Annotated in this window: 13 protein-coding genes; 3 read left to right on the top strand and 10 right to left on the bottom strand. The window is 43.6% G+C overall.

Translation table 11 applies throughout. The annotated features are described in order from the left end of the window. The first annotated feature begins 127 nt into the window (after positions 1-127). Both R8G66_05435 and R8G66_05430 read left to right on the top strand, forming a co-directional pair. Positions 128-577 (top strand): hypothetical protein, encoded by a 450-nt coding sequence (locus tag R8G66_05435; protein MDW3191782.1) that lies wholly within the window; start codon positions 128-130, stop codon positions 575-577. Between the two features lie 91 nt (positions 578-668). Then, positions 669-1,301, top strand: a complete 633-nt coding sequence (locus R8G66_05430) for a thioredoxin family protein (GenBank protein MDW3191781.1) — start codon at positions 669-671, stop codon at positions 1,299-1,301. On the opposite strand, the gene R8G66_05425 is transcribed toward R8G66_05430, so the two are convergent. The 3 genes from R8G66_05425 to R8G66_05415 form a co-directional block, all read right to left on the bottom strand. Then, positions 1,302-2,012, bottom strand: a complete 711-nt coding sequence (locus R8G66_05425) for an SIMPL domain-containing protein (GenBank protein MDW3191780.1) — start codon at positions 2,010-2,012, stop codon at positions 1,302-1,304. A gap of 48 nt (positions 2,013-2,060) precedes the next feature. Next, positions 2,061-3,518, bottom strand: a complete 1,458-nt coding sequence (locus R8G66_05420) for a Gfo/Idh/MocA family oxidoreductase (GenBank protein MDW3191779.1) — start codon at positions 3,516-3,518, stop codon at positions 2,061-2,063. A gap of 64 nt (positions 3,519-3,582) precedes the next feature. Then, positions 3,583-5,979 carry a S8 family peptidase gene (locus R8G66_05415; GenBank protein MDW3191778.1) on the bottom strand — a complete coding sequence of 799 codons (2,397 nt, stop codon included), beginning with the start codon at positions 5,977-5,979 and terminating at the stop codon, positions 3,583-3,585. 504 nt (positions 5,980-6,483) lie between these two features. On the opposite strand from R8G66_05415, the gene R8G66_05410 reads away from it, so the two are divergent. Further along, on the top strand, positions 6,484-7,329 hold the full coding sequence (locus R8G66_05410) for a M57 family metalloprotease (protein MDW3191777.1): 846 nt from the start codon (positions 6,484-6,486) through the stop codon (positions 7,327-7,329). Positions 7,330-7,405: 76 nt separating this feature from the next. Here the strand turns inward: R8G66_05410 and R8G66_05405 are convergent, their stop codons facing one another. From R8G66_05405 to R8G66_05375, 7 genes are read right to left on the bottom strand one after another with little or no spacing between them, the layout of a single operon-like run. Then, positions 7,406-8,449: an SMP-30/gluconolactonase/LRE family protein gene (locus tag R8G66_05405; GenBank protein ID MDW3191776.1), complete on the bottom strand. Its 1,044-nt coding sequence runs from the start codon at positions 8,447-8,449 to the stop codon at positions 7,406-7,408. Between the two features lie 2 nt (positions 8,450-8,451). Further along, a complete protein-coding gene (locus R8G66_05400) occupies positions 8,452-10,353 on the bottom strand; it encodes an ATP-dependent DNA helicase RecQ (protein ID MDW3191775.1) in 1,902 nt (633 codons plus the stop codon). Next, complete coding sequence (locus R8G66_05395) at positions 10,350-12,452, bottom strand: ComEC/Rec2 family competence protein (protein ID MDW3191774.1); 2,103 nt, start codon at positions 12,450-12,452, stop codon at positions 10,350-10,352. Before R8G66_05395 ends, R8G66_05400 begins: the two co-directional genes overlap by 4 nt. 35 nt (positions 12,453-12,487) lie before the next feature. Then, positions 12,488-13,285 carry a M48 family metallopeptidase gene (locus tag R8G66_05390; protein MDW3191773.1) on the bottom strand — a complete coding sequence of 266 codons (798 nt, stop codon included), beginning with the start codon at positions 13,283-13,285 and terminating at the stop codon, positions 12,488-12,490. Continuing rightward, positions 13,269-13,718, bottom strand: a complete 450-nt coding sequence (locus tag R8G66_05385) for a DUF4870 domain-containing protein (GenBank protein MDW3191772.1) — start codon at positions 13,716-13,718, stop codon at positions 13,269-13,271. The genes R8G66_05390 and R8G66_05385 overlap by 17 nt, the downstream gene beginning before the upstream one ends. Next, positions 13,715-14,098, bottom strand: coding sequence for a DUF2752 domain-containing protein (locus tag R8G66_05380; GenBank protein ID MDW3191771.1), 384 nt, complete (start codon positions 14,096-14,098; stop codon positions 13,715-13,717). Before R8G66_05380 ends, R8G66_05385 begins: the two co-directional genes overlap by 4 nt. A 6-nt stretch (positions 14,099-14,104) precedes the next feature. After that, a complete protein-coding gene (locus R8G66_05375) occupies positions 14,105-14,443 on the bottom strand; it encodes a TM2 domain-containing protein (GenBank protein ID MDW3191770.1) in 339 nt (112 codons plus the stop codon). Between the last annotated feature and the right edge of the window lie 89 nt (positions 14,444-14,532).

Below are 14,532 nucleotides of genomic sequence, written 5' to 3'. Positions count from 1 at the left end.
GTTAAAAAACACTTTGGAAAGCTCCTTATTGCTTAGCAATGAGGAGCTTTTTTATTTAAAGGCTTACGCAAGCTAAATCGGCATGCATATTGGTAGATGATAGCTGATATACACAGAACAAGCAGATATGCAAAAGACAGCAACACTATTTATCTTCTTCTGTTCATTATTGCATTGTGCAACCACAACACAAGGACAAATGCAACTCATTTACGCGCATGACGAAGATGGATTTAAAATCGAGGGATCCAAGGAGGCTTTGATTGAGGCAGTTCGAAAAGGAAAACAAGTCCGGATTGGATGGAAAATGGGTGAAGGATCGAAAAAAGCGGAACACTTTGCCGACGCACAAATGGTCACCATCCTGAACGGTGAAGTTTATGCTCAGATCGTCCCTATCATTCATCAGCATACGAAACCAAAAAGAAACAATATTGTCTTTCGCTCGGGAATAGGATGGACTTTTATCGCCAGTACAACTGGAAATAATTCCACGTTAATTTACGATATGAGCGATGGAAGCGCACTTAAAAGTGTCCCAGGTATCTGGGGAAATCAATGGTTTGTGAGAGATTAAGACTGATAAATTGGAGTTGTGAATAAAAATTCAAATAATATGTAACTTTTAATGTTCTATTTAAGTATACCTTTGCATAAAGGAATTGAAAATGGAAGTCGAGCAACTCAAATCATTGATCAAAGACAGTCTGGCAAAGAGTGTTAGTTATGAAGATTATACAAGACTCATCGAGCAATTGGTGGTAGAAGAAAAAACCACAGGTCCAAAACAAAATGAGGACCTGGTCTACTATACCAAACTCAATGCACAGCGGTCGCGTAGACTGAACAAGACGGTGAATTTACCTGAGAATATTGCTCAGCAAATCAAGGAGATTGATCAACCTCAGACGTGGTTGGTGCTTACGGAAAGCTGGTGTGGCGATGCTGCTCAAAGTCTACCTTTGTTGCACAAATTGGCGGATGTCAATACCAATATTACATTCAGGTTGGTTCTGCGTGATGAAAACGATCAGCTGATGGATCAATTCCTAACTCGGGGAGGAAGGTCTATTCCTAAATTGATCATTCTTAATGAGGCACTGGACGTGTTAGGCACCTGGGGGCCAAGACCGGTCGACGCACAAACCTTGTACGATTCATGGAGAAATGATCCCAACAAACCTCCTTACAAGGAATTCCAGGTAGAAATGCAGAAATGGTACCTCAAAGATCGCGGACAGAGCACGTTTGCAGAGGTTTCTAAAGTACTTGCAACAGGGCAGCTGGTGGAGGAGGTTTAACTACCTCCCCTCTATCACAAAAACGATATTAACTGAGTCAGAAAAACTCAGATCTGCCGCTTCGAAGTTGGAGACGTCTGCTGCTAAGGCACTTTCTGCTCTGAAGTTTGCGTAAACAGGACCTCCGGGAACATTGGCAGAGCCTACCCCATAACGGATCTCTTTGATACCCGCAATCTGATAATTGGCCTGGGTAGCGATCAATTCAGCTTTGGCTGTTGCATCAGCTACTGCCTGACGGATCAATTCGTCTTTGACCTCTTTTTTCTGTTCTGCATCTAAATCGAAGGAAACAGCAATCTCTGGGTTAGCATTGCTACCTGCAGCAGCTGTTAATACCTGAACTAAACGCTCTTTGTCCTGCTTGAATTGGACTTTGAGGGTTTGCAAGCCATTGAAGCCTTTTTCCTTACGCTCTCCCTGTACATAGACATAATTCTTATCGATGGCGAAGTTGGAAGTAAAGATCTCTTGCTCTTTGAATTTCACACCCTTGAGTACTTCTGTGAGCACATCGATCCGATCTGTCAATTCTTCGACTGTCCCGGCATAAGTAGCACCTGATGACCGGATAGTCATGGTGATCACAGCAAGTGTGGGTTTTACGGAGATCGTCGATTCTCCCGAAATATGCAGTAAAGGTTTAGACTTTTCCTGGCCGAATACCTGGACTGACCAAAAAGACAATGCGATAAATAGATAAGCTTTCATAACCTGTTCTTCAATTATAGACCAAACTACAAAATCCAGGCCATTATCTCATAGCTCCCAACCTGCACGGTATTTCCTACCGACAAAATCATTCGCTTTTTCGAAATTGGTGATGTTCATATTTTCTCCATCCCAAAGCAACTTCATTCTACCGTTATAATCTCGGCCGCCATCCTTATTAAGCGTTCCATATTGATAGCTACGAATGGCCAAATTTCCCATCAATACGGATTCCGTCAATGGGCCGGCATAGTCAAAAGAAGAAGTGAGTGCCTGATGTTCTTTACTGTTAAATCCTGCTTTGATGGCATCCGTCCAGGCGACCTGATGTCCAAGTTCTGGCATTCCTGCATAGGGATTGTCCTGACCGAAATCTTTGGACATTTCCAGGATCTCACCAGAGTTTAAAAAGACCTTTGGATCACGGCCGTAGGTGTTACAGGTCATGATACCTTTCGTTCCTATGAGCATGGTTCCATTATTTCCTCCACCAAACAAGGACATATCCGATGGAACAAGGTCAGGAATAAAGGGCTTGATTCCGCCATCACACCACACGAGTGTCACATCAGAAGCGTTCTTATCAGTTGCTGGAAATTTGAGTTGGATCCGGGAGGAAGGCGGACAACCTTCCGGAATGTATTCCGGCACCCAGTCTCTGGTATAGACTTGTCCGACACTACATTCTACTTCCGTAGGGTAACCTAATCCCAATGTTTTGAAAGCCGGGTCGATCAAATGACAACCCATGTCACCCAATGCCCCAGTGCCAAAATTCCACCAACCTCGCCATTTGAACGGATGGTACAAGGGATGGTAATCCACATAGTCTGCCGGACCGATGAATAAATCCCAATCCTCCTTACTCAGATGGCCGGGTAACTCCATTGCTTCTTTTGGAACTGGAATTCCCTGTGGCCATACCGGACGATTCGTGAATGCTTCCACACGATCCACCGTTCCTATGATTCCGGAATCAAACCAGGCCCGCATTTGTACCTGCCCCGGATGGGAAGCTCCCTGGTTGCCCATCTGGCTAACGATCTTGTATTCACGAGCCGCTTCGGTAAGCATACGCGCTTCTTTGATGTTATGAGTCAACGGCTTTTGCACATAAACGTGCTTACCTAATTGCATGGCAGCCATTGCGGCAACACCGTGCGTATGATCCGGAGTAGAAATCGTTACCGCATCTATGTCTTTATTTTCTTCCAGCATACGCCGGAAATCTGAATAGAATGTAGCGTCCGGCCACATCTTGATTGACCTTCCAGCTTGTTTCGAGTCGACATCACATAAGGCTACCACATTTTCTTTTCCTTCGTTGTAGGCATTTCTGATGTCTCCAAACCCCTTTCCTCCTGCTCCTATCGCCGCAAGATTGAGCTTATCACTCGGAGCGATATATCCTGGCCCGCCGAGCACATGTCTGGGAACAATCATAGCACCCGCAGCGGCTACTGCTCCGGCTTTTATAAATTTTCGTCGGTTAAGAGGGGTTTTCATCAAAATATGGGTTGTAAATACGGAACAATTTAACGAGAATTGATCAATAGTGATGCGAATTACATCACCTCACCACGATCCTACCTCCTACATCACTTCCCAACCCGGAAACACGATAGAAATAGAGACCAGGCGGGAGTTCTCCTAAAGGAATACTTTCACTTTCCAGTACAATTGACCATTTGATATGGACCTTACCCTGCGCATCCATCAACTCAAATACCGGAGAATCTCCATCTTGAAAAACCCGTGTAAATACATTTAGGTCTTCTCCTTGATGAATCGGATTAGGAAAGGCCAATACTTTCTTTTCCGTAAGGAAATACGTAGCAATTGTATCGGTGTAGAGGGTGCGCCCATCCTTGAATACAATCCCCGCTCGATATCGATTAAGTCCTTGCCCAGGTGTTGTATCCACTACGTTCGTAAAATTGAGCACCTCATCTTGTTGAGCTAGTTGCTGAAATTGATCCTCTTCCAACCTTTCAAAAACGACTTGATCCACTTCGTAAGTAGATCCTAATTGCAGGATAAGTCCGACTCCTTCATCAGGCAATACTTCAGAAAAGAAGGAATTAAAATAACAGCCAATGCTCAACCGATCCAATTCAAAAGCCCCACTCCTCAGGGCAGGTTTGCCATCACCTAATATAGGTCTGACGGCATAAATTCCAGAATTGATCTCCTGATCATTGATCACAAATAGGGTGTCACTGACCTCAGCAAAAGGTTCCAGCGCATTACCCATCAATTCGAATAGCTGATAGCTAGTCGCTGCTTCAGCTTTGGGCCATTGCAATAAAGAAGAATCTCCACAATCAAAGCCTACAGATGGCTGAGTAATGGGTCCAATCACAAAGGGATCCGTCTCGAAAAACTGATCATCAAAACGCATCCTGGCCAAGGCAATGGTCACCGTATCCGGGGAGGTCCATCGCCATAAACCTTGATCCAGGTCCACTTCAGTATTCAGGACTTGCCAGGTATTTCCACGGTCATAAGAAACAGATAACTCTCCGGCATTCGTCGAATAGGTTGAATTCCATCTAAAATAACCATCTGATTCCCCATTAAATGGCATGAAGTCATTGACTCGCGGATACCGCCACTCGAACGTATCAACAAGTTCCCATTCGTAGGTCAGTGCGTAGGATTGTTCACCGACGAGTGAATTACCTGAAACATGAATGGTTATAGGCCCCTGCGGATCACTGATGGTTACTTGTTCTACATTATTCAGATGATCTTCTCCTCGTATAGCAGGCGCAGATAAGGCTTCCATGGAAGCACCTGTGTTCAACACCCATGGCAAAGTTACCGCTCCATCTTCTTGAGCAACCCGCAGATCTAAATCATTGACCAATGCTCTATCTACTCCTGCCTCCGCTGCAAGATCATTCCAAACCAGGGTCACTTTTAAATTAACCGCTCCTTCTGGTACATTGATCTCAAAACGATCCTCCGCTCCTACTTCAAGCTGGTCTTCCAGAAATTGCGCTTTTGAGATGATCCGCATACTACCAGCCGCGTCAATACTACCATAACCTGTCCTGTGATCGAGACCGGGACTACCTGCGTCATCTGCAGCGGTGATTATCGCACTTTTGATCAGCGATGAAGAAGCTGGTACCCCATGATCATTTTGATATTTCTCTTGTAATGCACCAGCCAATCCGGAAGTCATCGCCGCAGAATTAGAAGAACCGAATATACTATACGCCACTACCTCTGGTTTGACCCGACCATCGTAAGCGGGGCCATTGGAAACAAAAACATTGGTTCGACCGACGGTATCTACCGCACCGACTACCAGTGCGTTTTTCGACATCTTGTAATTGCCCGTCAGGTTAGCGTAACCGCTCAAATCAGCGTAGACACCATCTTCAGCTACTCCTTGCCCACTATTACCAGATGAAAAGACGTGCAGTAAATCTGGATTTTCATTGGCACTGATGTCGAATAACTGAGCAAAAGCACCATAGAAACTTTCAATCGCCGTACCATATGAATGGTTCTGCACCTGAATATCGAAATCCTCGTAATATGAATTTTGATCAGGAGTCGGCTCATCAAAACCAGAGGAAACCAAGGTTACTTCCGGCAACACTCCCAAACCAGAAATCAACGAATTGCCTGCTCCTCCAATGATGGTCGCCATTTGTGTGGCATGGTCATCAGTCCGGGGATCTGATTCTTCGGGATAGATGGTCCTACCCAGCAGATCAATATCTTCGTCTGAAAATCGTAGTTCCTGAACAGAAATATGCTGGCTGCTTCCTGATAATTCAGGAAATTCCTGTTTCATCACATTGAAACCATTGGCATTAAGGTTCATATCAAGTACCACGGCTTCTGTTTTGGCTATGTAAGACTCATATCCTATATAGGTTATCTCGTTCCACGCGAGCAACTCATCTATTGGGTCAAAGCCAGGTGGCAACCGCAAGTAGCCTTTTCCCAATCTTGTAACTTTCTGGCCTTTTGACTTTATTTTTTTAATGGTATGCTCTGGCAAAGCAGAGTAAACGATAAGTTTTTTGGACTTAAGGTTGCGTCCATGAACCTTCTTGACACGAACAGGATCTACGTTATTTTGATGATTAGTCCTTAACTCAATATCAGCTTCTTGGGCTACGCCCGACCATGATGAAAAAAAGAAGCACATAACATACAATAAGGAGACTTTGTTTAGCCTTTGTGTTAAAAATCCACAACAATATTTTATAAGGAATATCATTTCCAAACGCCTTTTCCAACAACTACGCATTAAATATACGCCATATATAATTCTTAATTATATTGAAAAATCAGTAGATAATTTTATAATTGTCATGATAAGTATAATCGATAAGTATAAAATTCCTAAATGACTTTATTTTGAAATATAGATGTTTTGACTACTTTACAAGCATAAAATCAACCTTTAATTTTTATGCTTAAGTTAAACTTAACTTTGCGGAATGCTATGTTCCTAGCATTAGCCGTATTCATTTTCACATCATGTACGCAGGACGGTCTTGAGTCGGAAATTGTGCCTGAATTACCTGAGATTTCTACTGAGGTAAAGACACAATTCACCAACTTGGGATTTGACGTTTCTGATATCGAGCTCACCAAAAGTGGTAATCACTTTGACGGATTCTCCGATGTATATGATGCGTACTTGCTGGAAGGTGACATTGTGATCACTTTCGATCAATTAGCAGCAATGACTGCAACATTGAACACTGTTGATGGTTTATTAGAGCTCCCAAATGGTGAGCAGTACCGAACCTCTAACCTGGTTACTGGCCTTCCAAGAACAATAAGTGTGATTGGTTACACAGGGTCAGGATTCGCTTTGACATCCAGAATGAGAACTGGATTGCAGTGGGCGATCAACAACTACAACAGAGAGAACCTGCGACTTAGCTTCACTTTGTCTTTCCAGGCTTCTACCAATGCGGATATTGTTGTGTACAACAATGGTGCTTCTGGTGGAGGAGGTAGCGCAGGCTTCCCTAGCGGTGGCAATCCTTACAAGTGGGTTCAGATCAATGCTGGAACTAACAGCTTCAGCACGAACGTGAACGAGCACGTGATCGGACACGAGATCGGACACTGCCTTGGTCTACGTCACACGGATTATTTCGACCGTTCTATCTCTTGTGGTTCAGGTGGAAATGAAGGTTCTGCTGGTGTAGGAGCAATCCACATCCCAGGAACTCCTACAGGTGCTGACCTTAACTCTTTAATGTTGGCTTGCTTTAACAGCGGTGTTGACGGTGAGTTTAGCAACTTTGACGTTGTTGCTCTCGAATTCCTGTATTGATCAAGTAGCTAACTAGGTTAAACGAATAGAGGTGGTGGCCCAAAAGGTCACTACCTTTTTTTATGCCTTGATAGGATCAATCTCGCTGCAGTACCAAAAAATGATCATCCATTACATTACCCACAAAGATCAAGTTATTATAAGGCACAGCCACCGTAGCACCAGACATCTTCGCTCCTTCCTCCAGATAAATACTCTCCACTGCGTAATCTGACTCTCCTCGATAATCGATGGTAATGATCTCAGAAGGGGCTATCTCGCGCTTGGCTTGCGAATAAGAGGAATAATCCAACAAGCTTGGATGAGCCCCTATCCATATTTTACCTTGTTCATCAAAAGCAATGTTGTCCACTCCGGTTGAACAGTCTATATCCTCAATATGGTCCAAATCACCCGAGGACAGTACATTATAAACTTTTACGAGGAACCCTCTAGGAGAGGCGACAAAAAGTAAGTTCCTGTCTGAATCATAGTTGATACCATTAGCATAGGCAATACCATCAGCTACTTGTCTGAATTCTTTTCCATCGAAATACCCAACATTGCTCGCTCTTAATCCACCGTAATCTTCCAGGATTCTGGAAAAGCCTTTCACATTTCCATGATCGTTCGTATAATAAAACCGATCTGCATCCAACGCAACTACATCATTGGGAGAAATCATCGTAGCATCTCGATGGCTTCTTAAATGCATCAATGAATCATTTCGCAGATCAAACACCTCAATAGAATGCACAGATCGAACGTGATTGACTACCCACAGCCTATGAACCGAGTCACTTAGCTTTTTCATGTAAATGCCATGCGGATTGAATTTTCCCCGGTAGGTACTGGGTAATCTTTGAGGTTCCAATACTAGGTCATTCAGGTCCATTTTGTAGATCGCACCACGTCCTGGATTGCCATCTCTACGGTCGGCACGGTCATCAGAGGATATCAGTACAAATCCTTCCTCATAATCGATTTGCATGTCCTCCGCTCCCACGATATCAATGGATTTCAAATAGTTACCGTCAAAACGGTTCTCGATGGTTCGAAAGAAACCCGTAGACTGAATAGTATAAATGACAAAGCCTATGATCAGCGTCAGGCAAGCAAGAACAATCTTAAGTATTTTCATTTTCAGGTTGGTTTTATGTTGATTACATCCCCATCAAGTTTGACTCGATCTTCCTCGATTAGGGGCCTGACCGCATCCAGTACATCCTCCATGGCAACTTTCTTCTGAGTCATTACTTCCTGCAGCTTGATGCTACCTCCTGTTTTGACCAGCTGATACAACTCATTGGGGTCCAGTAAGATCTGATTCCGCTTTTTTCGGTTTACACAATAGTCACAAACACCACAGTGCTCATCCGTAATTTCATCAAAATAAGCCTGCAACATCCGGGTTCGGCAAGTCTTCTGATCATTGATAAAGTCCAGTACTTTATGGGCCTTGCCAAGGATCAACTTTTTCCGATCTTCCAGTGCTTTGCCATCGATGGGTAAGGCATTTACATCCAGTCTGGGCACCAAAAAAGTCAGTTGACTTCTGGACGCAGCTGATTGATAATCAATTACTTCATATTGATGTAACATCTTCAATCGGCCCTTGATCTCCCTTGGATTGCTATTGAGCATTTTTGCCAACTCTTTTTCGGAGACCTTCCCATATTGACTGAAAAGTTCTCCTCCGTACAGCCGTAGAATACCTTTGATTAGAAGGTCCAACTGTGGATGTGATACCTGAAAGCGGTAAAGGTCTTCTTTCTGCAGACGGATCATGATCCTGGAAGCATGATTGAATCCTTCATTCATCTGAATCAATCCTTCCTTTTCCAGCCTGCTCAGTGCATTGTAAGTATCTAGTGGTGTCAGATTATAGGTATTGGCAAATTCTTCCATATCAAAATCGAGGCTACTCTCTGGTAAGCTACCTATTGCCAGCTTATAGAAATTGGATAACGCCTGATACGTGCGTTTCAATAACTCCAATGACACCTGGGACTTCTCGATCCTTTCCAGCAAGACCTCTTTGTCTGATTCATGGATCAGCATCACCGCATAGGCCTTCTTTTCATCCCGACCGGCCCTACCCGCCTCCTGATAGTACGCTTCCAAGGTATCCGGGATATCCAGATGGATCACAGACCTCACATCTGGTTTATCAATCCCCATCCCAAAAGCATTGGTTGCTACCATCACGCGAACACTTCCTTTGATCCACTTTTCCTGTTTATCGGCACGGTCATCAGGAGACAAACCGGCATGGTAATGATCCGCAGCAATCCGATTATCAGAAAGTATTCTGGCAATTTCACCCGTACGTTTACGACTTCTGACGTAAACCACACTGCTTCCAGGTACGTTATGAAGGATCTCGAGCATTTTTCTTAGTTTGCTCTCTACATGAAAGACCGAATAGGACAAGTTTTTACGAGCAAAGCTCTTCTTAAAAACCTGCGCCTCTTTCATGCCAAGGCGCTCCGTGATATCCAACTTAACCTCTTTGGTCGCTGTAGCAGTCAATGCCAGGACTTTCCCGATACTAAATTCATCGATGAAGTCCTTGATCAGCAAATAAGGCGGACGGAAATCATACCCCCATTGTGAGATACAATGCGCCTCATCAATGGCAATCATCGAAAAGTTCATCTGCCGTGCTCTTGTCAAAAAAAGATCGGATTGCAATCGTTCTGGTGATACGTATAGAAATTTCACCTCCCCATAAATGCAATTATCTAACGTAATATCAAGTTCTTTTTTGGACATGCCAGAATACAAGGCTTTGGCTTTGATCCCCCGATCTTCCAGTTGATCCACTTGATCACGCATCAGTGCAATGAGCGGAGAAATCACCAGACACAGTCCCTCAAGTGCAATGGCTGGTACTTGAAAGCAGATAGACTTCCCTCCTCCGGTTGGTAATAAGGCCAACGTTGGTTGATCGTCCAATACCGATTGGATGATATCCTCCTGTAGAGGCCGAAAGGCCTCATAGCCCCAATATTTTTTCAATATGTCCAGAGGGACGAGACTCATATCACGCGATCATTTGAAAAATCATAGGCCCAGTAACCATCTTGTGAAATGAAGTGTGCCTCAATACCCTGACGTTCGCAGAAACTTCTCATCTTCCTAAGGTACCAACCACTACAGTTGCCATCAAAGACCAAGTGGTCAAATTTAAATTTCAGTAACTGCTCTTCATTGATCACATTCCCGGAAACCAGCAGGATATCCGTTTGAATAGGTTGTTCAATCTTGTGATTGTTTAATCGTTCTCCAATATATAAAACCCGCAATCCCTTCCACACCATTCCCTGAATCTGCTCTCCGTCAAAAACTTCTGAAAATGAAACCAAATCGCTCTCGATAGGCAGTAATCCTTCATTGAGCCGATTGGGGTCAATTTGAAATTTCAATAAACTGAGGTCTTCAATGCTGTCTCGAACTACCAGTTGCGCATGGCCATCAGCTACCAGATCAATCGCCAATTGGTCCTTCAATTCGTAAATGACCAACGCTTCTTTATGCAGTGTTTGATATTGATGCAGCGTCTTTGAACCAAAAAACAGCAAGAGGCAGCCTGCAGCAACTGCAAAACTCGAGAAAGTACGATATTGAAAGGTCCAAAAAACACCAATCATCGCCAAATAAATCAGAAAAGTCTCCAAAGGCGTCGACATTAACCAATCTAATTTACTAGCTGGTAATGCCTCAATGTTTTGAACCAGGGTATTGAGTAACCAAATGAGCTTGCTTAGCACCCAAGCCAGGACACTTCCTGCTGTAGTAGAAAAAGTACCAATGGCCAACATCGGTAACCCAACCAACAGGATCACAAAAGCAGCAGGAATTACAATGAGATTGGAGATCAGGAAATAGGTAGGAAACTGATGAAAGTAGAACAAGGACAGGGGTGCCGTGCTGATCTGGGCTGCCAGTGAAACACTGGATATACCCCAAATTTTATCCAGCACATAGTTATTGACTTTGATCAGGCCATAGATTCTGGGAAACAGGTAAACGATCCCCAATACCGCCAAAAATGACAATTGGAACCCTACCTGAAACAAATACTGAGGATTCACAATAAGCAGCACAAAAGCAGCAATACCCAATGAATTGAAAATATTCCTTCGATTACTGGTTGCATCGGCAATGCTTAGGATCGAAAACATGCAAGCCGCGCGAAAAACAGAGGCAGACAGCCCCGTCACCAACGCATACAACCAGATAACAGCAATGGCGATCACCATAAACAGGTATCTCCCCGTACGATTGGATTGTAGTTTGCCCATCAGAAAACTGATGAAGACATAAATGATCCCCACATGCAAACCCGATACCGCCAACACGTGGGTGGCTCCGGCCGTAGAATAAGCCTTCTTCATGTCCTGATCCAAGTAGTCCTTTACCCCGACCAAAAGTGCCATGGCAATTTGTCGTTCACCCGCATCTGGGAAGTAAGCTTGTAGCTCCTGGCGGACCCATTCTCTGACTTCCAGACTAAAGTTCACAATAGAAAATTTTTGATTTCTTTCGACAATGCTCATGCGGTCAGCGGCAACAAATGTTTGCGAGAACACTTGATTTCTGCGCATGTAACTAGCATAATCAAACTCACTTGGGTTCATGGGAGGTGGAATCGGCGACAGATTGCCTCTTACAAAAATCCGGTCACCGTATGCAGGATTCTCTTGAACGGGTTTCTTCAAATAAAAATGAATTTTCCCGGTAGCAGATTGAATGGAATCTTCGGTCCGGATTTCATCGATCGTTACTTCGTACCTGAAATATTTTTCCTTCTCTAATACGCCACTGGAAATGCTTCCCGAAAATGCATCGATCTGCGTAATATGTGAATAATGCTTAGGATGAAGGTTTTGATTGTGGTATTTGGCGATCAAGCCACCCATGTAGCCTACCAACAAAAAAGCACAGCAGCCATTGAGCATGGCTTTATTGTAGAAATTATCGCGGTTACTCCAAATGATCAGGGCCAGAAAACTGATCAGTAGCATGGTCAACACACTTACCGAATATTCCCAAAGTTCCGGAGAGAAATCAAAGAGAATAATTCCAATTCCCAAAAAAATGCTGAAGCGAATGAAAGGAAAAGGCGTCCACTTGAACATCTAACTGAATGCTTGATCCATGGTAATATAAGCCTTTAGTTTCTTCTGATCTTCTCCAGCACCTGATCCCAGGGTTCCTGATTTATGACCGGAGTAGATTCATCCACCCAGTTCTCTTCGGACTCCAGCATCGCCTTTGCTCGTTCTTCCAGATCAGGATGTGTGCTGATCCAGGACAATTGCTTCATTAAATCATCCTCCTCCAAAGAGAGTTCATAGAAGAAGTTTGCCAGGTTTTCTGAACTGATACCTGCCCTATTCAGATAAATAATGGCCTTTTCATCCGCTTCTCTTTCCATCTCACGATCAAGCGCCGAGGAGGTCAGCATTTCAGATACTTGCTGAAAGACCACAGGACCCTGATCACCAGTAGTCATGGTAAGCAAAACAGACAGTCCTATTTCTTTAATCAGCGACTTCATCACATGACGTTCCTGAACGTGCCCCAATTCATGAGCAAGTACCCCAGCCACTGTAAATTGATCCTCTGCCTGATCGACCAACCCTGTAAACAGCAGAATATGCCCATCTGGTAAGGTCAAAGCATTGACATAATCCGCATCCATCACATGGAGTTTCACTTTCTTGGGGTTGATCCCATTTTCTTCTAGCAGATGCATCATCAGGTCCTCCATGACTTTATTCGTCAAAGAATCCTCTAATTCACCATATTCATCTTGCATGTTTTCATACAGCAAGTCTCCTAGCTTTTCTTCCAGATCAATCGTGTTTTCGTCGATACCAAACACACTCATCCAGTTCACTTGCATCAGACCAAACCATAGCATCAGGAATGTTGCCGCAATTGAAAGTCCTTTAAAAAGCGTTTTCATGCTTAATCTTTACAAGGTTGTTTGTCAAGTCACCATAAAACCACCATACGACGTGAATGCCTTTTCTGGTTTGGATGGCCGTGTAAATGGTCGCTATAAACTCTGTTAAATTGATCAGAAATGCAGCCATTACATAAGCGATGTAGCCATTGGTGATCTCCGTACCGCGCCAAATAACCGAAATAGTCCACCAGAAAGCCACGCTATTGACAAAAACCATCGAAAATTGTGATAACAATGCCTGTGTACAATGCCATTTGACGAAAGAGGTCGATTTCCGATTTCCCAGAAAAAAGATCAGTGTTGCTATCAGGTTTACAATTGGTAGTGGTAGTCCCACCACTAAAGCAATCATCGACATCAGGTAGCTACCAGATGCCCGTTCATTTTCACCTTCAGCTGGTTCGTATGGAAAAGTTGTTATTTTGATCATAGTCCTTTTTGTATGACCCCTATCCAATTGAAAATGACCAACAGGATAAAAGGTATGAAAACCAGTGGTTTTCGAAATATCTGCTCCATGATGCGCAAATCATTCCGTAACATATCTGTCGATTTACTGCGAATGAGAATCACAAAGATAATCGCCGCAAAAAGCATGCATAGGAGCAAATTAATTGGATTGAGAGTCATGGCGTAGGCAATATTTCCACGTAGCAGCGCATGCAACGTCCGAGTAGTCCCACTGGATGGACAAGGGATATCGAATAGCCAGGTCAGTGGACAAACTATGAGATCCAATCCATTCATGGTTAGTACGACCCAGGTAACAATCCCCAGCGCAGCAACCACCAATCCAATTCGTATATACATGCCTGTTTAAGACACGACCATTTGTAATTTCTGAAGGTTCTTATCCCGGGTTGCGCCCATGATCAAAAACCAATCGACAATGGTCCAGATACCAAAACCACCGCATGTAAGCAGCTTACCCACTCCTAATCCGGTATCACCAATCATGAACCGATCAATCCCTAAGCTTCCAATAAGAATAGAAATCACCAAAATCAAGGTTGGATCTTTGAACTGGAGCGTCTGAACTCGGTCCCATCTGCTCTCGTCTAACGTCAACAATTTTTCTTTAACCATCGGAACATGATGGCCTTCAAAAAATTTACCACTGGTCATGATAAACATGTCCACTTTATCTGCCTGCATTAAGTATAGGTTTAGGTTACTGTAAAAATTTAATGTTTTGAGGCTATTTCAATGCGAAATGACCATAGCCCGGCATGAAAGTAATCACA

Source organism: Cytophagales bacterium, assembly GCA_033344775.1.
Lineage (GTDB): Bacteria > Bacteroidota > Bacteroidia > Cytophagales > Cyclobacteriaceae > JAWPMT01.
Note: the sequence above shows the minus strand (reverse complement) of the source record. Positions and strands in the feature narration are given on the sequence as shown.

What these genes read in the sequence shown, in the direction of transcription:
- R8G66_05435 (MDW3191782.1), top strand. Translation starts at nt 128, where the DNA reads ATGCAAAAGACAGCAACACTATTTATCTTCTTCTGTTCATTATTGCAT.
- R8G66_05430 (MDW3191781.1), top strand. Translation starts at nt 669, where the DNA reads ATGGAAGTCGAGCAACTCAAATCATTGATCAAAGACAGTCTGGCAAAG.
- R8G66_05425 (MDW3191780.1), bottom strand. Translation starts at nt 2,012, where the DNA reads ATGAAAGCTTATCTATTTATCGCATTGTCTTTTTGGTCAGTCCAGGTA.
- R8G66_05420 (MDW3191779.1), bottom strand. Translation starts at nt 3,518, where the DNA reads ATGAAAACCCCTCTTAACCGACGAAAATTTATAAAAGCCGGAGCAGTA.
- R8G66_05410 (MDW3191777.1), top strand. Translation starts at nt 6,484, where the DNA reads ATGTTCCTAGCATTAGCCGTATTCATTTTCACATCATGTACGCAGGAC.
- R8G66_05405 (MDW3191776.1), bottom strand. Translation starts at nt 8,449, where the DNA reads ATGAAAATACTTAAGATTGTTCTTGCTTGCCTGACGCTGATCATAGGC.
- R8G66_05400 (MDW3191775.1), bottom strand. Translation starts at nt 10,353, where the DNA reads ATGAGTCTCGTCCCTCTGGACATATTGAAAAAATATTGGGGCTATGAG.
- R8G66_05395 (MDW3191774.1), bottom strand. Translation starts at nt 12,452, where the DNA reads ATGTTCAAGTGGACGCCTTTTCCTTTCATTCGCTTCAGCATTTTTTTG.
- R8G66_05390 (MDW3191773.1), bottom strand. Translation starts at nt 13,285, where the DNA reads ATGAAAACGCTTTTTAAAGGACTTTCAATTGCGGCAACATTCCTGATG.
- R8G66_05385 (MDW3191772.1), bottom strand. Translation starts at nt 13,718, where the DNA reads ATGATCAAAATAACAACTTTTCCATACGAACCAGCTGAAGGTGAAAAT.
- R8G66_05380 (MDW3191771.1), bottom strand. Translation starts at nt 14,098, where the DNA reads ATGTATATACGAATTGGATTGGTGGTTGCTGCGCTGGGGATTGTTACC.
- R8G66_05375 (MDW3191770.1), bottom strand. Translation starts at nt 14,443, where the DNA reads ATGCAGGCAGATAAAGTGGACATGTTTATCATGACCAGTGGTAAATTT.